The following is a 24016-nucleotide window of genomic DNA, read 5'->3' on the forward strand; positions in this document are numbered from 1 at the left end:
AAACAACACTTCATGGTGGCAAAGGCTATCTCAAGTCGGCACGAGCCACGCCTAATGAGACTGAACGCATCGCAAACGGCTGGCTTCCTCGCTACCAGCACGAGGTCATCAGCCAGTAATCGATCGGTAAATATCACGGTAAGTCTCCGCAAGGCGGCTCCACGTGCGCTTCGCGGCCACCTCGGCCCGTCCGGCCTCGCCCATCGCGGCCCGCCGCTCCGGATCGTCACGCAGCCCGGCGAGCGCCTCGGCGAGCGCCGCGGGGTCGCCCGCGGGCACCAGGAGCCCGGCGCCTTCCGAGCCCACGAGCTCCGACAGGGCGGGGAGGTCGCTCAACACGACCGGCTTGCCCAGGGCCATCGCCTCGACGGGCTTCAGCGGCGTGACCAGGCGGCACACCCGCAGGTCCTCGCGAGGGCAGACGAAGATGTCGATGGCCGACTGGGCCTGCAGCGCCTCGTCGGGGCCGACCCGGCCGGGCAGGATCGCGATGTCCGAAAGGCCCAGCTCCTCGACCTGCTCCAGCAGCGCCGGCCGCTCCGCGCCGTCGCCGACGAGGAGCAGCCTGATCGGGGTGCCCTGATCCCGGAGCAGCGCCGCGGCACTGATCATGGTCGCGAAGCCCTCGTAGGCCACGATGCTCGACACCGAGCCCATGACGATCTCGCCGGGCTCGATGCCGTAGGCGGACCGGAAGGCCGCGCCGTCGTATTCGACGGTCAGCAGGGAGTCGTCCACCGCGTTGGGCGCCAGGAAGATCTTCTCTCTCGGCACGCCCCGCTCGACGATCTCGGCGGCCATGGTCTCCGCGAGGGTGACCACGGCGTCGGCCGAGCGCATGATGAACGCCTCGCGGTCGCGCTGGAGCACGTGCCGCTGGCTGCCGACGCGCTTGGGGTCGCGGGAGGCCCAGGTCTCCTCCAGGAAACCCCGGACCTCGTAGACCATCGGCGTGCCGGTCCGCTCCCGCACCGCCAGCGCCACCGAGCCGTTGCGGTGGTCGGTCGCGGCGTGCAGCACCTGCGGCCGGAGCGTCCTGACCAGCTCGGTCACCTCGCCGGCGCCCCGGATCATCCGGCCCTGGCTCTCGAACGGCACCTCGCCGCTCGGCAGCAGCCGGTGGTAGGGGATCCCGTCGATCTCCTCGTACGGCGTGGCGTCGGCGTGGCCCTGCATCATCGGCCAGCCCCAGCTGGTCACGACGTGCGGGTCCAGCCCGGCCGCCTTCTGCGCGGTGACGATCCGGTGCGTGCGCACGGTGTATCCGGCCTGCGTGTAGGGCAGGGCGTTGGTGACGCAGTGCAGCACCCGGCCCTCGACCCGCTCGCCCACGATCACCTTGGACTTGGGCGGGATCGGGTTCGACTGGATGGAGGCCAGCTCACCGGCGTAGTAGGCGGCGCGGCGCTTGATGAAGGGGTATTTGGTGTACGGCTTGAGCACCGCGACGGCCTCGGTCATCCGGCCGGCGTCGAAGTGCCCCTTCGCCTCGTCCCACGGCCCCCTGACCAGGCGCATGCCGAGCTTGCGGGCGACCAGCTTGGCGCGGCGCGCGGCGGGCCAGGCGACCCGGCCCACGACGGGGCGCAAACTCGGCGGAAGCGTCTCGGCGGCGGCCTGGGCGACGCGGACCGGGTCGGATTTGACCTTGGTCACCACGACCCGGGAGACGATCACAGGGTGCTGGACGAACCCCCTGAGAAGCCCGCGCAAACCGGCACGGGCCGACTTCGCTGAAACCTTGGAGGAGTCTGGCCTGCTGGCTTCGGATACCACGCCGTGACCGTACCATAGGCAACGTTTGCCACACTCCCGCATGAAAGGCGAGGTCAATGAGGGACAACGCCCCGCAGGGGACGACCCCGGACCCCGACGGCCCCCTCGTCCTGCACGTGCTCGGCGCGCGGCCCAACTTCGTGAAGGCCGCTCCGGTCGTGCGCGGTCTCACCGAGCTGGGGGTGAGGCAAGGCATCGTCCACACCGGTCAGCACTACGACGCGCTGATGTCCGACGTGTTCTTCGCCGACCTCGGACTCCCGGAGCCGATCGCCAATCTGGGTGTCGGATCCGGCTCGCACGCCCGCCAGACGGCGGCCCTCCTGACCGGCCTCGAAGAGGTCGTCCTGGCGCACCGGCCCGCGCTGGTCGTCGTCTACGGCGACGTGAACTCGACGCTGGCCGCGATCCTCGTCTGTGCCAAGCTCCACATCCCGACCGCGCACGTCGAGGCGGGCCTGCGCTCCTTCGACCGGGAGATGCCCGAGGAGGTCAACCGGGTCGTCACCGACGCCCTGTCCGACATCCTCTTCGCCACCTCGCCGGACGCGCTCTCCCACCTGTCCAACGAGGGCGTCGACCCCGCGCGCGTCCACCTCGTCGGCAACCCGATGATCGACAGCCTGTTCTCGGCACTGGACCTCCTCGACCCGGCCCCGATCCGCTCCCGGCTCGGGCTCCCGGAAAGGTACGGCGTGGCCACCCTGCACCGTCCCGCCAACGTGGACGACCCGGCTTCGGCGAAGGAGCTGGTCGACGCGGTGCTCTCGGTGAGTGAGCGCCTGCCGATCGTGGTGCCCCTGCACCCGCGCGGCCGGACCCGCCTGGCCGAGGCCGGTCTCGTGAACGGCGAGAACCTGCTCATCGTCGATCCGCTGGGCTACGTGGACTTCCTCTCCCTGGTCCGGGGCGCGGCCCTGGTCGTGACCGACTCCGGCGGCGTGCAGGAGGAGACGACCATGCTCGGCGTTCCGTGCCTGACCGTGCGGCCCAACACCGAGCGGCCGATCACCATCACCCACGGCACCAACCGCCTGGTCACCCCGGAGCAGCTGCCCGCGGCCGCCGACAGGGCCCTGGCCGACGGCGCGGCGACGCCGTCGGGCGAGCTGCCCCCGCTCTGGGACGGCAAGGCCGGCCCCCGGATCGCCCGGGTGATCGAATCCTGGCTCAAGGGCGGCAACCTCTCCCCGGCTGCGCAAGCCGTACCGCCCAAATCCCTTTAAAACGGCTATTTCGGCACGACCGAAGCCTTACGCTGGCACAACCCCGGATAAAGGCGATTCCCATGAGTGAGCAGACCCCTGAAGAGCCGAAGTTCCAGCGTCTCGGGCCGGTCAACTGGCTACCCGAAGATCGCAAGCTCGTCGAGCGCTTCGAGGAGCGCGTCCGGGACCTGGAACAGCGACTGGCCATCGCCGAGGCTCGTGCGGACTACGCGCAGTGGAAGCTGGAGTCCACCAAGGTCCAGCGGCCCTACCGGGTGGCGGAGGCGCTGACCGGCGCCAAGGGATCGGGGGTCGTGCGGCTGCCGGGCAGGCTGCGCATGGCGATGAAGCCCCGCAAGGCGCCCAAGGCTCCCCGGCCGGTGGCCGAGGTGATCGAGGAGCTGAGGCACCAGGGGCCCGTCGTGGACGTGCCGCAGGTGAAGTGGCCGGCCGGGCCGATCGTGCGCCCCGACATGAAGGTCGCGGTCATCCTGGACGACTTCTCCCGGATGGCGTTCAAGTACGAGTGGGACCAGATCGAGTTCGGTCTGCGCGACTGGCCGGAGATCTTCGCCGAGCGGCGGCCCGAGCTGCTGTTCGTGGAGTCGGCCTGGCACGGCAACCAGGGGCGCTGGCGCTACCAGATGACCGGGACGAACGCGCCGAAGCCGGAGCTGCGCGCCCTGATCGACTGGTGCCGCGAGGAAGGGATCCCCACGGTCTTCTGGAACAAGGAAGACCCGCCGAACTTCGACTTCTTCATCGACACGGCCAAGCTGTTCGACTACGTGTTCACGTGCGACGGCGACATGGTGCCGAAATATCGTGAAGTTCTGGGACACGACCGGATCGACGTCCTGCAGTTCGCGGCCCAGCCCCGGGTGCACAACCCGATCCAGGAAAAGCGCGGCCGCCTGCACGACGTGGTCTTCGCGGGCATGTACTTCCGGGACAAGCACCCCGAGCGCCGCGAGCAGATGGAGACCGTCCTCGCCCCCGTCCGGGAGCTCGGACTGCACATCTTCGCCCGCAACGGCACGGTCGACGAGAAGTACGCCTGGCCGCCGGAGTACGTCCCGCACATCGTGGGCGAACTCCCCTACGACCAGATGCTGGCCGCGTACAAGATGTACAAGGTCTTCCTCAACGTGAACTCGGTGCTCGACTCACCGACCATGTGCGCCCGCCGGGTCTTCGAGCTGTCGGCCTGCTCGACCACGGTCGTCTCCGGCTGGTCCCGTGCCATCCAGGAGACCTTCGGCTCGCTGATCCCGATCGCCCATGACCCGCTGGAGTCCTACAACCAGGTTCTCCACCTGATCAACAGCCCCGAGCTGCGGGCCCGCCAGGGTCATCTGGCCATGCGCGAGGTCTTCGACAAGCACCTGTTCTCCCACCGCGTGGACCAGATCCTCCGGCTCCTCGGCAGGCCCGTCGAGCCTCGGTCCCGGTCCATCTCGGTGGTGCTGCCGACCAACCGCGCCTCGCAGATCGAGCACGCCATCTCCTCCGTGGCCCGGCAGATCCACCAGCCGGTCCAGCTCGTGATGGTCCTGCACGGCCTCGACATCGACCCGGTCGTCGTCGCCGACAAGGCCCGCATGGCGGGGATCTCCGACGTCGTGGTGCTGCCCGCCGACCCGTCGCAGTCGCTGGGCGCCTGCATGAACATGGGCATCGCCGCAGCCGAGGGCGAGCTGATCGCCAAGATGGACGACGACAACCTCTACGGCGCGCACTACCTGTCCGACCTGGCCCGGGCCTTCGACTACTCCGACGCCGAGCTGGTCGGCAAGGGCTCGCACTACGCCTACTTCGAGGCCACCAACACCACGATGCTGCGCATGCCGGGCCTGGAGCACCGCTACGCGTGGCTGGTCCAGGGCGGCACCTTCCTCGGCAAGGCCGACATGTTCCGGTCCTACGGCTTCGAGGACGTCACCCGGGGCGAGGACACCCGCCTGGTCCGCCGCCTGAAGGAGGACCGCGTCAAGATCTACTCCGCCGACCGGTTCAACTTCGTCTACTGGCGCAGCGGCGACCCGGCCATGCACACCTGGCAGCCCGACGACCACAAGCTCACCCGTGGCGCCCAGTTCTCCTTCGTCGGCCGCCCCGAAGCCCACGTCATGATCTGACCGCTCGCCGGTTCCCGGCGCCCGTCCGCGAGGACGGGCGCCTCACGCCTCCTCCCCCGCCCGAAGGCGGGGGTTCCCACGCTCACGAGCTCTGGCGGGCGGTCACACCGCCGATCACGTCGCCGAGCCGTCCGCTAGTGGGCTTTCTCGCCGGACAGGCTCACCGCGTACCACTCGGCGCCGAAAGCCTTGACGTCGTTGCCGAGGGTGTCGCCGGCCTTCTTGTCCTTGATGAAGTAGTAGAGCGGGTGGTTGTTGTAGGTCACCTGCAGCTTGCCGTCACCGCGCTCGACGGTGCCGAGCAGCTCCGACTTGATGCCCTCGCCGGCCTCGGGCTTGCCCTTCGTGATGAACGGCGGCCACGCCCTGGCGCAGGCGCCCGCGCACGACGACTTGCCGCCCTTGTCCTTCTCGAAGAGGTAGAGCGTGCGCTCCTTCCTCCCCACGAGGACCGCTCCGAGCTTCGTCTTCGCCTGTCCGATCCTGGCCCCGGCCATCTCCATCGCCGTCGCCGTCGGGGTCGGCGCCGCGTTGACCTGATCCGCTGTGATCGGTTTGGTCTCGCTCTTCCCCCCGGTGGTGCCGCATCCGGCCGCGAGCAAACCAATCATGAGCACGCCGACATATAGCGGTTTCCGCATCCCCGACCCCTAAGGCAGTATGGCCAATACGGATACCCAGGAGACACTCAGCCGCACCGGCTCGCGACCGCAACACGAGTTTCTTGGACATGCCTTTGCCCACCTTGATCCATGGTTTCCCGTGCTCCACGACGTCAGGTACACCACTGGCCATATCGGGCGAGACCTCCCGTTCCCGGCGGGAACCTCAGCAGGCGAAAAGGTTCACAAAACAGGCTTTAGGCTTGGAGCCGGGCGATCCGCATCGCCCGTTCACCGGAATTGTTCGTCCAGTCCGCAGTGGGGCATGTCATGAGATAGGCGTCTTGACCTGCCCACCGCTGCCCGGGTCGACAACACCCGGCCCCGCAACGGTAAGGTCGGTCGACTGTCCTACCCGTGCCTGAAGGCTGCCCGCCACGGCCGTCGATCTGAAGAGGTGCGCCGTACCGGGCCGGTGGAATCGGCGGTCGGGGATCGCCACACGGTGGAGCCGGCGGTCGGCGCGAGCATCGTGCGCATCCGCCCTTAGAAGCCCAGAAGCAGGAGCCGACCATGACTCTGAACACAGCCGATGACACGGTCGGCTTCGCCGACCTGGCGCTGCGCCCCGAGCTCTTGAACGCCCTTTCCGGCCTCGGCTACGAGGAGCCCACGCCGATCCAGCGCGAGGCGATCCCGCCCCTGCTGCAGGGGCGTGATCTGCTCGGGCAGGCCGCGACGGGGACGGGGAAGACCGCCGCGTTCGCGCTCCCGGTGCTCCAGCGCATGACCCGGGACGACAGGGACGTCGAACCCATGGCGCTGGTGCTCGTGCCCACGCGCGAGCTGGCCGTCCAGGTCTCCGAGGCGTTCCACCACTACGGCCGCGACCTGGGTGCGCGCGTCCTGCCGATCTACGGCGGACAGCCGATCGGCAGGCAGCTGCGGGCGCTTGAGCGCGGTGTCGACATCGTGGTCGCGACCCCCGGGCGCGCGCTCGACCACATCGGCCGCGGAACGCTTCGCCTGCAGGACCTCGAAATGGTGATCCTGGACGAGGCGGACGAGATGCTCGACATGGGATTCGCCGAGGACATCGAGGCGATCTTCCAGGAGACCCCCGAAGAGCGTCAGACGGTGCTCTTCTCCGCCACGATGCCGCCGCGCATCAACGGGATCGCCCGCCGCCACCTGCACGACCCGGTCCGGATCGAGATCGGGCGCGAGACGGCGGCCCCGGGTGAGACTCCGCTGGTACGGCAGACCGCGTACGTGGTCCCGCGGGCGCACAAGCCCGCGGCGCTCGGGCGCGTCCTGGACGTCGAGTCCCCCGCGGCCGCGATCGTCTTCTGCCGCACACGCGAGGAGGTCGACCGGCTCACGGAGACCCTGAACGGACGCGGCTACCGCGCCGAGGCGCTGCACGGCGGGATGGGCCAGGAACAGCGTGACCGCGTGATGGGGCGGCTGCGGAACGGGACGGCGGACCTGCTCGTCGCGACCGACGTGGCCGCGCGCGGGCTCGACATCGAGCAGCTCACCCACGTGGTCAACTATGACGTCCCCTCCGCGCCCGAGTCCTACGTGCACCGGATCGGCCGGGTCGGCCGGGCTGGCCGCGAGGGCGTGGCCATCACCCTGGCCGAGCCGCGAGAGCACCGGATGCTCAAGACCATCGAGCGGGTGACCAAGCGCCGGATCCCGGTCGAGAAGGTGCCGACCGTCGCCGACCTGCGCGCCCGGCGGCTGGAGCTGACGCGCGCCGCGCTGCACGAGAGCCTTCTGGAAGACGACCTGGAGCACTTCCGCGTCGTGGTCGAGACGCTCACCGACGAGTTCGACATCATGGAGGTGGCGCTCGCCGCGGTGAAGCTGGCGCACGAGGCCACCGGGGCCGCGGCCGACGAGGAGGAGATCCCGGAGGTTTCCATCAGGCCCGAGCGGGAGGGACGCGGCCGCCGCGAGCCCGCCGGACGAGAGGGACGCGAGCGCGAGGGACGGCGCGGCCGGACGCCGACGGGCGGGATGACCCGCCTGTTCATCGGCGCCGGACGCAGTTCCGGGATCCGGCCGCAGGACCTGGTCGGCGCGATAGCCGGCGAGTCGCGTCTCAGCGGGCGCGAGATCGGGGCGATCGAGATCACCGAACGCTTCTCCCTCGTGGAGGTCCCCGAGGCCGCGGCCGACGAGGTGATCGCGGTCCTGCGGGGAAGCACCATCAAGGGAAAGAAGGCGACAGTCCGCCGGGAACGCTACGACGCACGTTGACCGCGGCCCTCCGGCGTCAGGACGACGTCTCGACGGCCTTGCCGTTGACCTCGGGGCCGCTGGGGACGGGGGCTGGGGCGGGGGCGCCGCCGTTCAGGAGGGAGCGGGCGAGCCCCAGACCGGCGCCGCCAAGGGTGAGCGCCTTGGCGAGCATCTCCTCGATGCCCTGAGCACCGTTGAGAACGACCATGTGATCGACGTTGCCGAAGGCCTTCGAGCCCGCCTCGACGATCTGGGGCCAGTTCTCGGCGAGCTGCTGGGCGATGACCGCCTCCTGGTTCTCGGCCAGGGCCTCGGACCGGGCGCGGATCGCCTCGGCCTCGGCCAGACCCTTCGCCTTGGCGGCCTCCGCCTCCGCGAGACCCTGGGCCCTGGCAGCCTCGGCAGCGGCCAGGCCGCGGGCCTTGGCGGCCTCCGCGTCTCCGAGGCCGGTGGCCTTCGTCGCCTCGGCGGCCGCGATGCCGCGCAGCCGTACCGACTCCGCCTCGGCTGCGGCGGCCTGCTTGACCTGGGAGGCCTGCGCGACGGCGCGGAGCTCGGTCTCGCGGGCCTCGGCCTCGGCCTGGGCGATGCGGGCGTCGCGCTCGGCCTGGGAGAGCGTGACGGTCTCGTAGGCCTTGGCATCGGCGGGCTTGCGGACCTGGGCCTGGAGCCGCTGTTCGGCCAGGGCGGCCTCAAGCTCGGCGGCCCGGGTCTCCTGGACCACGACCTCCTGGCGGGCCGACGCCTCCGACAGCGGACCGGCCTGGCGGGACCGGGCCTGGGCCTCGTCGATCTCCGCCTGGTAGGACGCCTGCTTGATCTGCGAGTCGCGCCAGGCCGCGGCCTTGTTGGCGGCGGCGATCTGTTCGGCCTCGGTGGCCTCCTGGTCGCGCTGGGCCTCGGCGATGCGGGCGGAGGCGGCGATCTTGGCGGCGTGCGGCTTGCCGAGGTTGGTGATGTAGCCGGTCTCGTCGTCGATCTCCTGGATCTGCAGGGAGTCGACGATCAGGCCAAGCTTGATCATCTCATCGGCGGCGGAGGCGCGTGTCTCACCGGTCAGGCGTTCGCGGTTGAGGATGAGGTCCTCGACGGTCAGGTTGCCGATGATCGAGCGCAGGTGGCCGGTGAACAGTTCGTGGATGGCGCCGTTCATCGAGTCCTGCTGGTCGAGGAAGCGGCGGGCGGCGTTGGCGATGGAGTGCAGGTCGTCGCCGACCTTGTAGATCACCACACCCCGCACGACGACCGGAATGCCCTGCTGGGTGACGCAGGAGACCTGAAGGTTGGCCGCGCGGCTGTCCAGGCGCAGGCGGCGGGCGGTCTGGAAGCCGGGAAGGACGGCGGTTCCCTTACCGGTAATGATCTTGAATCCGAGGCTGTCGGCGAACTCGGTCTTACCCCGGGCACCGAGACCGGAGATGATCAGCGCCTCGTTGGGCTCGGCCACCCGCCAGACGGCCTTGAACAGCAGGATGAGGATGACGAGGGCGGCGAGGACGACGCCGCCGATGACGAAATACTCGGTGGGCAATGCAGCCTCCGCGAGGGAACGAAGAAACGAGGGAGGGAAGAAAAGGGAAGGGAGTCAGACGAGCGCGCGGGCGACGTAGACCGTACGCGGCGGGAAGTAGTCGACGACGACGACGATCGAGCCGGTGAGGATCTCCTCGTCGGGAACGGAGGGGTAGGCGTAGAAGGCCTCGACACCCCCGCGGACGGCCACCAGCACCTCCCCGACCAGGCCAGGACCGATCTTGCCGGTGACCCTGCCCTGCTTGCCGACCACGTGAGGCTCCCCGTCACGTCACGAACGAAATTCTGAATGCGGACGCTACTCCTGTACGCCTCGATTTACCACCCACTGTCGTACGGCATAGGCGCTATCGGGCTATCTCTACACAAATCCACGCTCATCTTCACCCCGGCAACGAACGCAATCGCCCCGGCGTTCCCGAAGGAGACGCCAATCATTCCGGAGCGTGCCCCCACTTCCCGGAGGCGGCATCGCGAGCACGTCCCGAAGGCGGCATCCCGGGCGGATGGCGCGGGCGGCGGCCCCGTCCCGGCCGGGCCGTCGCGTCCCCCGCGTCCCGCCGGGAGGGGCCATCCCTAAACAAATCGGATAAATAACTCGGGGCACCGTTTCCTTCTTCGTTCCGGTTTAGACGGTCACATCGCCATGGCCGTTCAGTGAATATCGTGAATAGCACCTCAATACGGCAGGTAAAGAGTCGCCGGGAAGGCCGTGTGACGGCTGTGGCCGCCCATTCGGCTCGCGATGATCGCCCCATGACCGATCCCCACGACATCGACCCTCGCCAGGCCCGGGAGCTGGGCATGGATCGGCCCATCTCCCGCCGCGAGTTCTTCGACGGCATGGCCGTGACCGCGGGGATCGCGGCGCTGGGCGCACTGGCCGGATGCTCCCCCCGCATCACCGGGGACGCCCCCGGCTTCATCGGCACGAAGCACCTGGAGATCCCTCCCGAGGTCGCTTTCCCACCGGCCCTCACGGGGCTGCAGGGCAACACCGCCGACGCCCTCAGCGTGCCCCACGCCCTGCGCGACGGCCGGTTCTGGAGCCACGCCGGCGCGCCCGAGCCCACCGGTGAGCACTACGACCTCGTCGTGGTCGGCGCCGGGATCAGCGGCATCAGCGCCGCCCACAGATGGCTGGAGTTCGCCCCGGACGCACGGATCCTGATCCTGGACAACCACGACGAGGTCGGCGGGCACGCGCGGCGCACCGAGTTCTCCCCCCGGGGCCGCGGGGAGACGCTGATCGGGTACGGCGGGTCGCAGTCGATAGACGGCCCCTCCGTGTGGACCCCCGAAGGCAAGGACCTGCTCGGCAAGCTCGGGGTGCGGGTCCAGAAGTTCGAGTCGTGCTTCGACCAGAGGCTCTACACGAGCCTGGGGATGCACGACAGCGTCTTCTGCGACAGTGAGACCTTCACCGCGGAGAAGCTGGTCGTCCTCACCCCGGGCAAGACGGCCCCGCGGTGGATCGCGGAGCTGCCCGTCGCCGAGCAGGCCAAGAAGGACCTGCGCATGCTCTACGGAAACCCGCCCGACTGGTTCCCCGGCCTGTCCGACGAGCGGAAGAAGGAGCGCCTGGCCAGGCTGACCTACGCGGATTTCCTCAAGGACGTCTGCAAGGTCCACCCCGACGTGCTGAAATTCGTCCAGACCATGCCGAACGACGAATGGGGTTACGGCTCCGACGTCTTCGGCGCGATCGACGCATGGGCCGCCACGGACGAATACAGCTATCCCGGGTTCCAGGGGCTGAAGCTCGACGACTCCAGGCCGTCCGAGTACAACTCACCGAGCGTGATCAAGAAGTGGTACGCGAACGACTCGTACATCTACCACTTCCCCGAAGGCAACCAGGCGATCGTCCGGATGATGGTCGGCCGGATGGTGCCGGGTTTCGCCACGGCCACCGGCATGAACGACATCACCACCGCGAAGTTCGACTACGGCAGACTCGACCTGCCCGGCAACAAGGTGCGCATCCGCCTGTCCAGCCCGGTGGTCTCGGCGGCCAACGACGGTGATCCCGGCACCGCCACCACCGCCACGGTCGGCTACTTCGACGGGGAGAACGTCAGGACCGTCCAGGCCGCGAACGTGATCATGGCCTGCTGGAACATGGTGATCCCCTACCTGGTCGGTGAACTCCCGACCGAGCAGAAGGAGGCGCTGCACAAGGCGGTCAAGGTGCCTCTGCTGTACGCGATGGTCCAGCTCCGCGACTGGGAGGCCTGGAAGAGGCTCGGCATCAACCACACCCGCTTCACCGGCGCCTACTGGTGCGTGGCCGAGCTGGACTACCCCGTCAGCATCGGGCACTACCGATGTCCGAGGACACCCGGCCAGCCGATCAACGTGCACATGATCTGCGCCCCCGCCACACCCGGCATGTCTCCCGCCAACGGCTCGATCACCGCGCGCTACCAGCTGCTCAAGACGCCCTACAGCTACATGGAGTACAGCATCCGCGACCAGCTCACCCGGTTGCTCGGTGCGGGCGGCTTCGACGCGCGCCGCGACATCGAGGCGATCACGGTCAACCGGTGGGGCCACGGATACGCGCCCGAGTACGCCACCCCGTGGGACCTCGACTTCTATCCCCGGGGCCCGTTCCCGGCGACCCTGGCCCGTCGCCGTTCCGGCCGGATCGCGATCGCCAACTCCGACTCCGTACCGGCCGCCTACGCCGACGCCGCCATCACCGCCGCCTACCGCGCCGTCGAGGAGCTCCGGAAATGACCGGACACGAATCGTGGAGACCGAGGTCCTCGCGACCTCTCAGGCGGGCCTCCGAAGCCGGGTGAAAGCCCAGCTCAGGCGGGGCTCGACCAGCCAGTGGGTCGCCTGCCGCACCGGTGGCGTGCACAGCAGGGCCGCGAGCCCGACCCCGAAGACCGCCACGGCCACCACCCCCGGAAGGGTCGCGGCCCAGTCGCCGTAGAACCGCTCGACGATCTTTACCACCAGGCCGTGGAGCAGGTAGGCGTACATGGTCGCCGTACCCAGCCCCGAGTACCAGGTGCGCCGCGACGGCGTGACCGCCAGGAACGCGGCGACCAGCAGCGCCCCCGAGGCCAGCATGACCAGCCGGATCAGGCTGCCGGTGAGGTCGTCCACCCCGATCGCGTCGTTGGCGTGCCGCCAGCGGATCCACTCGGTCTTCACCTCGGCGTGTACGGCCAGCGCCACGGCCGCCCCGGCGACCAGCGTGACCGCCCCGGCGATCCGGACCCGCCGCTGCCTGAGCCATTCGAAGTGCTCCGGCCGGAGCATGAGCCCGAGCACGTAGAACGGGAGCAGTCCCAGCGTGCGGTTCATCGACAGCTCGTCGGGCAACCGGCTCATCCCCGACAGCAGCGACAGACCGACCGCGACCACCAGCGGCCACCTGAGCTGCTGCCAGACCGGGGTGGACAGCCGCCACAGGAACAGCGACATCAGGAACCAGGTCAGGTAGTACGGGTCGAGCAGACTGACGTCCAGCTTGCCGTACAGGACCACGCGAGGCAGCGCGTAGATCAGCTCGAAGACCACGTACGGCACGGCGAGCGTGCTGATCAGCTTGCGCGCTTTGCCCGACGAGAAGGTGAAGTTCCGCGACAGGTAGCCGCTGAGCACGATGAACAGCGGCATGTGGAACAGGTACACATAGAAGTAGGCCGCGTGCGCGAGCGGCACGTCCCTCAGGTCTTCGACGAGATGCCCGGAGACCACCAGGGTGATGGCCAGGAACTTGGCGTTGTCGAAGAACGGGTCCCTGCCGGTGGGAGGGGGGAAGGTCACCCGGAGCGGGGTTGTGGCACTCACAGCCCCGGAACCCTAACGAGCCACCGCCCAACACCGGGCGAACCGCCGATGGCCACCCGAGGAACTTCCCCACCGCGGCGACGGCGGGAGACGCCGGAGACGGTTCACACGTGCCGCACGGCGCAGAGCGGGTGCGTGTCACCGGACGTGATCACGAGGATGGGGCGACCGCGTCGAAGGTGACCGGGAGGTGGCGGGGGCCGCGCAGGCGTGGGTTCGGCCGGTAGACAGGCGGGTCGGTGACCAGGCGGGGATTGCGTAGGCGGCGCACGAGTTCGGTCAGCTCTCGCGTTTGGTGGTGGCGAGCAGGCGTTCCGGATCCTCGGTCCGGGGGTCGAGCGTCTCGATGAAAGCGTCGGCCCACTGTTTGAAACGTGGTTCGTCCTGGCGGGGCACGCCCAGCAGCGAGCAGATCACCGTGACCGGCAGCGGGTAGGCGAAGTCGTCGACGATGTCCACCTGGTTCCTGCCCTCGAACCCGTCGATCAGCGTCGTGATGATTTCGGTCATATGGCCTCGCATGCCCTTGATGCGGCCGGGCGTCTCGGGCGGTCCGAAGTGCCGCATCAGCGTGCGCCGGCACTGGTCGTGGGCAGGGGGGTCGAGATGGATGAAGGAGGTCGGCAGTTCCGGCGAATCCTCGTCGTCACCGGGCCGTCTGCCGTCGGGGCCTCTGAACCGGTCGGAGCTGACGCGCGGATCGTGCAGCAACGCGACGACCTCCCGGTAGGTGCTGACCACGTAGCTGCCGTCGTCTTGGCGCGTCACGGGCGTCCTGCGCAGTTCGGCATACAGCGGGTAGGGGTCGGCGCGATTCGACTGGTCCAGGATCTGCTCGTAGACGCTGGCCTGGGCCCTGTTCTGGGTCATGGTGATGTTCCCTTGCACGGAGCTGTTCATGGGTTGTTCACGGACCGGTCAGGACTGGCGGCGCACCAGCGTGGCGCGGCGTTCGCCCGGGTCGTGGCCGGTCACCACGACCGTGGCGTCCTGCGTGGCCGCGACCCGGTCGGGGACTTCGGCCGCGACCGGGCGCAGCTCGACCGGGCCGTCGGCGGTGGCGAGCTCGGGCGGGAACGGTGCCGCCTGCTCGATCAGGCGCTGGTAGAAGGGCAGCCACATCGACTGGTCGAAGGCGACCGCCGCGGTGATGCGTCCCTGGTAGCCGTAGGCGGCGACGAAACGCCGTTCTTCGGCCGAACCCTGGGTGATCACGACCTGGTCGGCGAAGGTCGGCACCCCGACGGATTTGATGTTGAGGCCGAACTGGCTGGACCAGAAGACCGGAAGCCATAGGTGCGGCCAGCGCTCGCTCTGGTCGCACAGCATGTTGTGGGCGGCCACCTCCGCCTGGGCGACCGCGTTGACCCAGTGCTCCAGCGTCACGAACTGGTAGCCGTAGACCGGGTGCGGGAAGCGGGAGATGTCACCGGCGACGAAGACGTCGTCGGTGACGATACCGTTGACGTCCACGGCGCGGCAGCCCGGCCGCATCCTCCATCGTGCGCAGCACGAACACCCCGTCCAGGGCCGCCTCCTCCGGCTTGAACCACGGCCGGGCGCGAACCCCCGTGGCGATCAGCAGCCGGTCAAACCCCACCTGCCAGCCATCGGCCAGACTCACCTGCCGATCCGGCAGATCCAGCCCCGTCGCCCGCTGCCCCAGCAGCCACTCGGCGTCCAACTCGCCGAAGTGGGGCAGCATGGTGTGGTCGGGCGGAACCTGCCCGGCCATCACCTGCTTGGACAGCGGCGGCCGATCGTAGGGCTCGTGTTGTTCGTCGCCGATCAGCGTCAACGGTCCGGTGAACCCCTCACGCCGCAGCACCATGGCGGCCCGCAGGCCCGCCAGCGAGGCGCCGACGATGACGATGCGCCCCTCCCACCGGGGACCCTGACCGTTCTGGGCAACCGCTCGCGCGTACCTCTTCCCCTTCGCCACGTGGGTGACGGGCCCATCGACATGGATAGCCCGGACAGGGCACGCCTCCACCGCCCGCTGCACCCGATCACGTTCGGCGTCATCCGGGTTCGGATCGTAGACCAACGCCTCCTGCCCACGCATGGCGAAGATTCCCGGCACCGCGAAAACGCACTGACCGTACCCCTGGCATCTTGTGAGATCGACGACCACGCGCATCAGACCCCCCGATGAGACGGGGGCATGGCTACGCCCGTTCGCACGCGAGATGGGAGTCGTGGCCGTCTCCGCCCCCGAACATGAGAACGACCCAAACCAGCCCTGGCGGCAGCACCAGGCGGATGCCGATCCTCCCGCCGAAGCGTTCCCCGCGGACGTATCGTGCCCTACCCGCTGGACAGATCCGCCGAACCTGGCGACCCGACCGCCGGATCGTCTGGCACGGGCCTCAGGTGGCGCCGACCCGGCCCGCTCCCTCAGGAAGCCGTCGAACATCTCCTGCCACGCGGCGGCGTGCACCCTGGCCGTCTGAGTGAGCACGCCGTCCAGGTCGAACAGACAGGCGCGCGCCGTCGGGCAATCCCAGGTCGTTCCCCTTCACGTCGTCCCCCACGCCAGGCCGCCAGGAAGATGTGCCCCCATGCCACGCGTACCTACCTGCCGGATGCCCTCTCGGGGTAAAGGAAGGGCACAAACTCGGCCGGGAATCGCACCGGATCGACAGCGCCGCCACATCGATCTCTACGACGACGAACGCCCGACGTACGAGCGGCGTCCATGCGCCGTGGGCCGTCAGGCCGCCTTGGCCGTTCGGCGGATCCCGCTCGTGAGTGTCGCCAGCGGGTGACCTCACCACCTCCAGTACGGCTCGGCCCGCCGCGAGGCCGGTTCATAGGGGCCACAACCAGGGTGAAGTTAAATATTTTTGACACCATGTCGGCTCTGATTTACATTCGCTCATGTCGGCTTTGTTTTACATGGGAGCGGGCATGTCTCTCGAAGAGAAACACGCATGGATCTACGCCGTGATCGCGGCCGGTGTGTCCGCGGTCTACTTCACGATCATCCTCAGGCAGGTTCCGGCAACGGACGTCACGGAGATCGCCTACGTGCGGCCGATGATCGTGGCCATCGGCGTCGCGGTGGCCCTGAACATCGTCGCGAGCATCGTCGCCGGGATCGCCTCACGCAAGGAGGCGAACATCAAAGACGAGCGCGACAGGCAGATCAACCGGTTCGGCGAATACGTCGGGTTCTACGTCATGAGCGTCCTCGCCACGGTGCCGCTCGGCCTGGCGATGGCGGAGGTCGAGCAGTTCTGGATCGCCAACGCGCTCTACCTGGCGTTCGTCCTGGCCGCCCTCACCTCTTCGATCGTGAAGATCGTCGCGTACCGCCGGGGCTTCTCATGATGGCCAAGCCCACCAAGGTCACGAACTCGATCCGGTCCCTCCGGTTCGCGCACGGGGAGATGACGCAGGCGGACCTGGCGGAGCGCATCGGCGTGACCCGCCAGACCCTCATCGCCATCGAGCAGGGGCGCTACTCGCCGTCGCTGGAGATGGCGTTCCGGATCGCCCGAGTGTTCAAGGTGCCGCTCGACGACGTTTTCCAGTACCCCGACGCCGAGGAGTAACCACCACGACCGAGGCCCGGTCACCACCAGGGCCCGGACACCACGACGTCACACGGCGCGCGGGGGGAACCGCCTCGCGACCTCTGCTCGCCGTACCCGAAATCAGGGAGAAGTCATGCGCCCACCTCAACGCCTCGCACGGACTGCGGGAGTGTTCTGGCTCATCGTCGGCATCTTCGCCTTCTTCGCCGTCTACTCGCGCGACGAGGTCTACGTGCCCGGCGATGCCATCGCCACCGCGCGGAACGTCGCGGCGAACACCGGCCTGGTCCACAACGGCTTCGTGGCCGACCTCGTACAGGCCACGTTCTTCGTGTTCACGGCCATGGCCCTGTACCTGCTTCTCAAGCATGTGAACAAGAACGTGGCCCGCGCGATGGTGACCTTCGTGGCGATCTCCGTCGCCATCATGTGCCTCAACCTGGTTCACCAGCTCGGAGCGCTGCTGGTCGCCACCGACACCGCCTACGCGAGCACCCTCGGCGCCCAGGGGTCCGGCGCGCTGGTGCTGCTCATGCTCGACCTCCAGCACTACGGCGTCCTCATCGCGCAGATCTTCTTCGGCCTGTGGCTGCTGCCGCTGGGCTATCTCGTCCTCGCATCGCGCATGTTCCCGCGCGTGCTGGGGGTCCTCCTCGTCATCGGGTGCGCCGGTTACCTCGTGGACACGTCCACGCGGCTCCTGCTCCCGAACCTGGGGACGACTCTGACCCCGTTCCTCACAGCACCGGCCGCCGTCGCGGAAATCGCGATGCTTCTCTGGCTGATCGTGAAGGGGGCAGGGGCCCCACGGCAGGACGGGCAGGTTCTCGCCGCGGCCTGAGGCGAGGGCGTCAGCGGGCATCCCCACCGGACGGGATCCGAGGTGCCCCCCGGCGACGGGCCCGTGACCGGCCGGTGCCGCGCCGGGCACGACCGATCAACCCATGTCCCAGAGCAGACGGTAGTAGGCGATGCGTTCCGGGTCCGGGGCGATCCCGTACGCGTCGTACAGGATGCCGTCGTATCCCGGACCGTAGTCCCACTCCGTGCTCCACGCCGCGACCGCGAGGTCGGCCCACCGGTCGGCCACCCCGAGCGAACCGAGGTCGACGTGCGCGGCGAACGTGCCGTCGTCGTGCAACAGGGTGTTGGGGACGCACGCATCCCCGTGGCAGACGACGAGGCGGTCGATCGGGGGCGGCTCGCCGATGCGTGCGCGGGCCTTCGCGAGGTCGAGGTGCCGGTGCTCGGGAAACCAGTCGGCCGGTCCCTCGCCGTCGGCGATGCGCTCGTCGGCGCGTGCGAGCCGCCGGTCGACGCTCCACTCGAACGGGCACCGATCCACGGGCAGGGCATCGTGGAGCAGACGCAGCCCCCGGCCGATCGCGGCCGCCGCCGTCGCCGGGTCGGCGACCCACCGGGGGTCCACCGCCGACAGGCCGGGGACCGCTGCCGTGACCAGCCACGCGCCGTCGGCGTCCGCGCCGTGCTCAAGGACTCGCGGAACGGTCACCCACTGCTGCGCCCAGGCCAGGCGTTCCGCCTCCCCGGGGAGGTCGATCTCCGGAGTGCCGGCGGCGACCCACTTGGTATATCTGACGCCGCGCCCGTCGTCGAGGCGGAACGTCAGGCCGCCGAGCTCGTTGCGCCACACCGGAGTGATGGTGTCGCCGCCGGCGAGCGCCGTGACGACATCGGGGACGGCCACGGGACCGATCGGGATCTCGGAAAGGACAGGGCGGCTCATGGAAACATGATCCTTCCGAGAGGGGGGTGCCCGTGACAAACGAATTTCACACCGGAGAGGGTCTGCCGACGAGAACGAACGAGTCCTCCGGTGAGAACGAAGCCGCGTCGCCCCGGCCATGAGAAGTCCCCGCCGCCGGAAATCCCGTACGGCTTCGCGGGCGGATCAGCTCAGCGTCCGGCCAGCGCCGCGCGGGTGGGCTACGATCTCCGGCCATGATCGAAGCGGACTTCCTGGGCACCACTCGCGCGGCCTATGACACGGTCGCCGTCGAGTACGCCGCGCTCTTCAGCACCCACCTCGAAAGCGCACCGCTGGAGCGGGCGATGCTCGCCGCGTTCGCCGAACTCGTGCGGGACTCCGGTCTCGGTCCGGTCGCCGATCTCGGGTGCGGCCCGGGTTACGCAACGGCCCACCTGCGCTCTCTCGGGCTGACCGCCTTCGGCGTCGACCTGTCTCCGGCGATGATCGCGCTGGCTCGTCAGGCGCACCCGGACCTGCGGTTCGACGAGGGCTCGATGACCGCCCTCGACCTGGCGGACGGCGCTCTCGGCGGCGTCCTCGCCCGATACTCGATCATCCACACTCCGCCGGAGCGGCTGCCGGAGGTGTTCGCCGAGTTCTCCCGGGTCCTCGCCCCGGGTGGCCACCTGCTGCTCAGCTTCCAGGCTCATGACGAGCCTTCGGAACTGGCGGAGTCGTTCGACCACACGGTGTCGCTCGCCTACCGTTGGTCGCCCGACCGTGTCGCCGCTCTGCTGCTCACGACCGGGCTCGTCGAGGTGGCCCGGCTGGTGCTCGCCCCAGGCGAAGACGCCAAGCGGGGATTCCCGCATGCCCATTTGCTGGTCCGCAAACCGGCCGACGTCGACCGATCATGACGCGCGGCGGCCCGCACTCCGGCGATGCGCCGGGGTGCGGGCCGTACTGGCGTACGGGATCGACACGCGTGGCCGGTGATCGTTTGCGCGGATGACGGCAGCCTGGATCAAGCGAGTAAAACCAAGTTTTCCGGCGTTGGTGGCTAGCATCACCGGATGCTGACGATTCCGGTGGTGACCCAGCAGGCCGGGCGACGCATGGCCTGGCTCGACGCCTTGCGCGGCATCGCCGCCGTGGCAGTGGTCTTCGAGCACGCCTTCAAGTTCCTGTTGCCCGAGGCGCGACTGCCGGTCAAGGCGGTTTTCGAGCCCGGCTGGTACGGGGTACTGGTGTTCTTCCTGGTCAGCGGCTACATCGTGCCGGCATCGCTGGAGCGGCGAGGCAGCGTGCGGGCCTTTTGGATCTCTCGCTTCCTCCGGCTGTATCCCCTGCTCGGGGTGTGCGTGGCGGGCGTAGGGCTGCTGATGTTGGCCGGTTGGGACGGCCTGCACATCTGGTGGGGCGCGCGGCCGATCTCCATGACCGTGGCCCATCTGACGATGCTGTAGAACCTGCTGTACGTGCCGAACCTGATCAATGTGCTGTGGACGCTGTCGTACGAGATGGCCTTCTACCTGCTGGTGACCGCGATGTTCACCCTTGGCATGCATCGAAGGAGCACCGCAGTCGCGCTCGGCTTCACCACGGCGGCCGTGCTGGGCGCGGGAACGCTGCCGGTCGCGTTGCTTTCGGCCGGTGGATCGAGCCGGATGCTGACGGTCGTGCTGGTGGTGGCCGGGCTGGTGGTGATGGGGCTGACGGCGGTGCTCACGGGCTCACGCCGGGTACGGCAAGCGGGTTCGATCGTCATCGGGGTCACCGTGCTGGGACTGCTGGCGGTCAACCAGAGTTTTCCCGGCCCGGGGCAGGGACTGCTGATCCTGGCCACCATGTTCGCCGGCACAGCGCTGTACCGGGCCGAACGAGGCGAGCACTCCTGGCGACAAGCCGGATGGGCGGCGTTGGTACCGCTGGCCGGAATCTGGCTGGCGCGCGGCGAGTTCGGCCTTCAAACGGCGATAGCCGCCGCTTGATCACCTTCGCCGCCGGGATGGCGCTGCGGCACCGCAAAGTGCCGCAGGCTCTGGCCTGGCTGGGGCTGATCAGCTATTCCGTCTACATGCTTCACCCACTGCTCCTGGAAGGCGTCGAGCGGTTCCGGCCAGAGCCACTGGCCGTGCCGCTGAGTCTGCGGCTGGCGGCTTTGGCAGGCGTCGTGGGACTACTGCTCGGACTCAGCGCGGCGACATGGCGTTTCGTGGAGGCCCCGGCGCAGCGGCTGGGCAAACGCCTCATCTCAGGCGACGACTGAAGCAGCGGGGTCAGCCCGTGCCAATCGGCCGGGCCCCCACACCACGACGTGGCACGACCTGCGGTAGACAGTTGGCCGGGCTACGCTCTCGGCCTCGATCTGGCGGCCTGATCGATATCGCCCCTTGATCACCCTGACCGGGAGGGCAGGTGCGGCTGGCCAGGCAGCAGATCGGCCAGCGCGGTCCGGACCGCAGCCCGGCTCACCCCGTGCGCACGCGCGAGCGCCGCGAGCGAGGCGCCCTGGTTCTGGAACGCCGACCTCGCCTCCTCGAGCCGGGTACCGGTCAGCGCGGGCGGCCGGCCTCGGTAGCGGCCTTCGGCTTCCGCCGCGGCGATCCCCTCGGCGGTCAGCTCGTTCTGCAGATCGCGCTGGAACTGCCCGACGGCGGTGATGATGTTGATCAGCAGTACGGTCGTCGCGTCGTTGGCGGCCAGGTCGTGGAAGTTGGACAGGGGGCCGGACAGGACACGCAAGGCGACGCCGCGGGCCTGGCACCAGTCACGGACCGCGTGGATGTCGACCAGGTCGCGGCACAGCTCCGACACGGTCAGAGCGACTGGGTCGCGGTGGACACGCGCGAGTAGACGATCCGCACCGAAGGCTCCTCGGGAAAGGACAGAGCGCCCTTCTACCTGTCGGGAAATCCTGTCGTCAATTCTGGTCCGAATTCACCCGCCCGGCACGGTATTTCATCCCCTGATATCCGTTTTTCCGGGTGATCGAAAGCTGGGCTGTGCGGGGTGTCGGGAAACCGCCTTCGTTTGACGACAGGCGTAGTGGGGCCGTGGGAGGGCGTGCTGGCGGGCTGCCTGCAGTTGCGGCGGTAGAGGGGTGCCGCTGCCGACGCCCGCCCGGCGCGCGATGTCGTCCAGCGGCACGGCGGGGCCGCGCTCGATGACCAGGTCCCGCGCGGCCAGCAGGATCCGTTCCAGGTTTGGTGCCGGTGCCGTGGTGGCGGACGTGGTCAGACTATGCGGGTGCAGAGGGTGCGGCCTCGGATCTCCCAGTGGACCCTTCTGCCGCCCGGCGGGCAGGCACCGCTGGTGAACGCGGTGATACGGAGGACGAAGTCGTACTCCCCTGGAGCGGAGCCGGCCCCGCACGGCCACGACGTCATCAGATCCTCGTTGCTGATGGTGACCGAGTTCTCGTTCTCACCCTTTGTGGCCAGGAAACAGTCACCCGTGCGGAACTGCCGCTGCACGCAGAGGGCGATCTCGTTCGCGTCCTCGCCGTAGCTCCACCACAGTTCCCCGTCCAGATCGGCGCCGTGCCTGATGCACTCGGAGGAGTCGTCGACCACCTTGAGCACCTTCAGGTAGGCGTCGGAGCGGCCGCAGCCGACCGCGCGCGGCTTGCTCCTGCTCCACTCGCCGGACGGACGCTCGTAGGCGTCCAGGCAGTCGCCCGCCGAGATCTTCTCGAATGCCTTGCGGGTGGGATCGGATGTGAGGGTGGGGGTGGCACTGTCGGTGGCGCTCGCGGTCTCGGACGGCTGAGGCGCGGGTGTCGGGGAAGTCGGGGTCTGCTGGGGAGTGGCGATGGCCTTGGAGGTGGCCGGTGCGTTTCCGTCGTCCCCGATGGCCCAGGCGGCGAAGGCGACCAGCAGGACGCCCACGACCGCGGCCGCGGCCACCGGGAGCTTCATTCGTCCGAGCGGCGGAAACCGCCGGCCGTTTCCCGGCGCGTCCTGCGGCGGGGGCGCCAGCACCTCGGTCTCCGCCACCCGCGCGGCGATCATCGTGCTGACGGGCTCCGGCAGCGGAGCGTCCCCGCCCTCGGCGAGCGCGGAGCAACGTTCGAGGAACGCGTCGAGGCCGGGCCGGTCTTCCGGATCCTTCTCCAGGCCGGACGCGATCAGCGGGAGCAGCGGCTCCGGCACGCCGGTCAGATCGGGTTCCTCGTTGGCGACGCGGTAGCCGAGGGCCTCGATCGGGCCCTCGCCGAAGGGCCGCCGGCCGGTGGCGGCGAAGGCCAGCACGGCAGCCAGGCAGAACACGTCACTGGCCGGCCCGACCTCGCGGCCTCGAAGCTGCTCGGGCGACATGAACCCGGGCGTGCCGACCACGCTGGTGCGGGTGGTCTGCGAGGTGGCGTCGAGCGCGCGGGCGATGCCGAAGTCGATGATGCGGGGCCCGTCCTGGGCAAGCAGCACGTTGCCGGGCTTGAGGTCCCGGTGGACGACGCCCCGCTCGTGGATCGCCATCAGCCCTTCGGCCAGGCCCGCGCCGAGCCCCGCGACCGCCGCCGCGGAGAATGCGCCGTGCTCGCCGACGGCCTCGTGCAGCGACGGCCCCGCGATGTACTCGGTCACGAGCCAGGGCGGATCGGCGTCGGCGCGGGCGTCCACCACCTGCACGGTGTGGATGCCCCCGACCCGCCGCACCGCGGCGACCTCCGCCTCGAACCGCCGCCGGAACTGCGCGTCCTCCGCCAGGTACGGGTGGATCACTTTGACCGCGACCGGCCGGCCGCCCTTCGAGCGGCCCAGGTAGACGCGACCCATCCCGCCCGCCCCCAGCCGCGCCAGCAGCCGGTACCCACCGACCTTCTTCGGGTCGCCCGCCCCAAGCGGCTTCAGTTTCTCGCCGGACACCCGCACGTCCTCCCACACCCACTGGTGATCTAGAACGCACCCTTCCACACAGGACGACGGGAGGGTAGGCCGTGCTGTGGCTGCGCAGGGGGTGCCACCGGGATACGGCGGAAACAGGCCACGGCGGGCCGCAGATCGGACGGAATCTTGATTCCGTCCGGTATAGATCATCGGCCGTGAGGCCATGCCCTGGGAAAACGTCGAAGGTGAAACTGGGCACCGACAGGCAAGCGGCAACCCATCCGATTTGCCTCGATTTTCGGGACGGATATGCAGTCCCAGCGCATGACCATGCAGCCACACACGGTGACTGTCTCGTGACGGATTCGGCTGCCACGCCCGGCGGGTAGCGGCGGGCCCGGCGGGCATGGCCGGCCTATGAGCATGGATCGCCCGCAAGGCTGCGATCCGGCGGCGGCAGACCCCGCCCCGGGACACCGAGCGGGCCCGGGAGCTGACCGGGCAGGTCCGCGAGCCCCATCACCATCGCATCGTGCGCGCATAGCGAATGTATCAATCCGGCCAGCCACTCTGATCTCACCCCAACCGAGACGACCGAGACGAAGGAAACACCATGGAAG

General features: G+C 69.1%; 22 protein-coding genes. 11 read left to right on the top strand and 11 right to left on the bottom strand.

Going from position 1 to position 24016, the window contains the following annotated elements:
- Positions 1–108 precede the first annotated feature (108 nt).
- Positions 109–1776, bottom strand: coding sequence for a glycosyltransferase family 4 protein (locus tag ACFY2X_RS29085; protein WP_389944027.1), 1668 nt, complete (start codon positions 1774–1776; stop codon positions 109–111).
- Positions 1777–1832: 56 nt separating this feature from the next.
- Here ACFY2X_RS29085 and wecB point away from each other — a divergent pair, with 56 nt between their 5' ends.
- Both wecB and ACFY2X_RS29095 read left to right on the top strand, forming a co-directional pair.
- Complete coding sequence (wecB, locus tag ACFY2X_RS29090; RefSeq protein ID WP_389944030.1) at positions 1833–3002, top strand: non-hydrolyzing UDP-N-acetylglucosamine 2-epimerase; 1170 nt, start codon at positions 1833–1835, stop codon at positions 3000–3002.
- Between the two features lie 62 nt (positions 3003–3064).
- Positions 3065–5122 (top strand): glycosyltransferase, encoded by a 2058-nt coding sequence (locus tag ACFY2X_RS29095; RefSeq protein WP_389944033.1) that lies wholly within the window; start codon positions 3065–3067, stop codon positions 5120–5122.
- Between the two features lie 134 nt (positions 5123–5256).
- Here the strand turns inward: ACFY2X_RS29095 and ACFY2X_RS29100 are convergent, their stop codons facing one another.
- Positions 5257–5763: a hypothetical protein gene (locus ACFY2X_RS29100; RefSeq protein WP_389944036.1), complete on the bottom strand. Its 507-nt coding sequence runs from the start codon at positions 5761–5763 to the stop codon at positions 5257–5259.
- A gap of 534 nt (positions 5764–6297) precedes the next feature.
- Here ACFY2X_RS29100 and ACFY2X_RS29105 point away from each other — a divergent pair.
- The gene (locus ACFY2X_RS29105) at positions 6298–7992 is read left to right on the top strand and encodes a DEAD/DEAH box helicase (protein WP_389944039.1); all 1695 of its coding nucleotides are present in this window, start codon (positions 6298–6300) and stop codon (positions 7990–7992) included.
- 16 nt (positions 7993–8008) lie between these two features.
- Here the strand turns inward: ACFY2X_RS29105 and ACFY2X_RS29110 are convergent, their stop codons facing one another.
- Both ACFY2X_RS29110 and ACFY2X_RS29115 read right to left on the bottom strand, forming a co-directional pair.
- A complete protein-coding gene (locus ACFY2X_RS29110) occupies positions 8009–9505 on the bottom strand; it encodes an SPFH domain-containing protein (protein ID WP_389944041.1) in 1497 nt (498 codons plus the stop codon).
- Positions 9506–9559: 54 nt separating this feature from the next.
- Positions 9560–9760 (bottom strand): hypothetical protein, encoded by a 201-nt coding sequence (locus ACFY2X_RS29115; protein WP_389944043.1) that lies wholly within the window; start codon positions 9758–9760, stop codon positions 9560–9562.
- A 503-nt stretch (positions 9761–10263) separates the two neighbouring features.
- Between ACFY2X_RS29115 and ACFY2X_RS29120 the strand changes: the two genes are divergently transcribed.
- A complete protein-coding gene (locus ACFY2X_RS29120) occupies positions 10264–12249 on the top strand; it encodes an NAD(P)-binding protein (RefSeq protein ID WP_389944046.1) in 1986 nt (661 codons plus the stop codon).
- A gap of 39 nt (positions 12250–12288) precedes the next feature.
- On the opposite strand, the gene ACFY2X_RS29125 is transcribed toward ACFY2X_RS29120, so the two are convergent.
- The 4 genes from ACFY2X_RS29125 to ACFY2X_RS29140 form a co-directional block, all read right to left on the bottom strand.
- Positions 12289–13317: an acyltransferase family protein gene (locus ACFY2X_RS29125; RefSeq protein WP_389944049.1), complete on the bottom strand. Its 1029-nt coding sequence runs from the start codon at positions 13315–13317 to the stop codon at positions 12289–12291.
- Positions 13318–13596: 279 nt separating this feature from the next.
- Entirely contained in the window at positions 13597–14187 is a 591-nt protein-coding gene (locus ACFY2X_RS29130; protein WP_389944052.1) for a hypothetical protein, read from the bottom strand.
- A 48-nt stretch (positions 14188–14235) separates the two neighbouring features.
- Positions 14236–14790: an oxidoreductase C-terminal domain-containing protein gene (locus ACFY2X_RS29135; RefSeq protein WP_389944055.1), complete on the bottom strand. Its 555-nt coding sequence runs from the start codon at positions 14788–14790 to the stop codon at positions 14236–14238.
- Positions 14744–15457 carry an FAD-dependent oxidoreductase gene (locus ACFY2X_RS29140; RefSeq protein WP_389944058.1) on the bottom strand — a complete coding sequence of 238 codons (714 nt, stop codon included), beginning with the start codon at positions 15455–15457 and terminating at the stop codon, positions 14744–14746. The genes ACFY2X_RS29135 and ACFY2X_RS29140 overlap by 47 nt, the downstream gene beginning before the upstream one ends.
- Positions 15458–16227: 770 nt before the next feature.
- Between ACFY2X_RS29140 and ACFY2X_RS29145 the strand changes: the two genes are divergently transcribed.
- The 3 genes from ACFY2X_RS29145 (at position 16228) to ACFY2X_RS29155 (ending at position 17697) form a co-directional block, all read left to right on the top strand.
- Positions 16228–16650: a hypothetical protein gene (locus ACFY2X_RS29145; protein WP_389944061.1), complete on the top strand. Its 423-nt coding sequence runs from the start codon at positions 16228–16230 to the stop codon at positions 16648–16650.
- Complete coding sequence (locus tag ACFY2X_RS29150) at positions 16650–16874, top strand: helix-turn-helix transcriptional regulator (protein ID WP_389944099.1); 225 nt, start codon at positions 16650–16652, stop codon at positions 16872–16874. The genes ACFY2X_RS29145 and ACFY2X_RS29150 overlap by 1 nt, the downstream gene beginning before the upstream one ends.
- 115 nt (positions 16875–16989) lie before the next feature.
- Positions 16990–17697, top strand: a complete 708-nt coding sequence (locus tag ACFY2X_RS29155; protein WP_389944064.1) for a DUF4386 domain-containing protein — start codon at positions 16990–16992, stop codon at positions 17695–17697.
- Positions 17698–17793: 96 nt separating this feature from the next.
- Here the strand turns inward: ACFY2X_RS29155 and ACFY2X_RS29160 are convergent, their stop codons facing one another.
- The gene (locus tag ACFY2X_RS29160) at positions 17794–18603 is read right to left on the bottom strand and encodes an aminoglycoside 3'-phosphotransferase (RefSeq protein ID WP_389944067.1); all 810 of its coding nucleotides are present in this window, start codon (positions 18601–18603) and stop codon (positions 17794–17796) included.
- A 215-nt stretch (positions 18604–18818) separates the two neighbouring features.
- Here ACFY2X_RS29160 and ACFY2X_RS29165 point away from each other — a divergent pair, with 215 nt between their 5' ends.
- The 4 genes from ACFY2X_RS29165 (at position 18819) to ACFY2X_RS29180 (ending at position 20836) form a co-directional block, all read left to right on the top strand.
- Entirely contained in the window at positions 18819–19484 is a 666-nt protein-coding gene (locus ACFY2X_RS29165; protein ID WP_389944070.1) for a class I SAM-dependent DNA methyltransferase, read from the top strand.
- A 156-nt stretch (positions 19485–19640) separates the two neighbouring features.
- Positions 19641–20033 (top strand): acyltransferase family protein, encoded by a 393-nt coding sequence (locus ACFY2X_RS29170; protein ID WP_389944072.1) that lies wholly within the window; start codon positions 19641–19643, stop codon positions 20031–20033.
- A 12-nt stretch (positions 20034–20045) separates the two neighbouring features.
- On the top strand, positions 20046–20558 hold the full coding sequence (locus ACFY2X_RS29175; RefSeq protein ID WP_389944075.1) for a hypothetical protein: 513 nt from the start codon (positions 20046–20048) through the stop codon (positions 20556–20558).
- Positions 20555–20836: a hypothetical protein gene (locus ACFY2X_RS29180; protein WP_389944078.1), complete on the top strand. Its 282-nt coding sequence runs from the start codon at positions 20555–20557 to the stop codon at positions 20834–20836. Before ACFY2X_RS29175 ends, ACFY2X_RS29180 begins: the two co-directional genes overlap by 4 nt.
- 128 nt (positions 20837–20964) lie before the next feature.
- Here the strand turns inward: ACFY2X_RS29180 and ACFY2X_RS29185 are convergent, their stop codons facing one another.
- On the bottom strand, positions 20965–21507 hold the full coding sequence (locus ACFY2X_RS29185) for a recombinase family protein (protein ID WP_389944101.1): 543 nt from the start codon (positions 21505–21507) through the stop codon (positions 20965–20967).
- 296 nt (positions 21508–21803) lie between these two features.
- Positions 21804–23435, bottom strand: coding sequence for a serine/threonine-protein kinase (locus tag ACFY2X_RS29190; protein WP_389944081.1), 1632 nt, complete (start codon positions 23433–23435; stop codon positions 21804–21806).
- Positions 23436–24016 lie beyond the last annotated feature (581 nt).

Origin of the sequence: Streptosporangium sp. NPDC000396 (genome assembly GCF_042898655.1) — a bacterium.
GTDB lineage: Bacteria > Actinomycetota > Actinomycetes > Streptosporangiales > Streptosporangiaceae > Streptosporangium.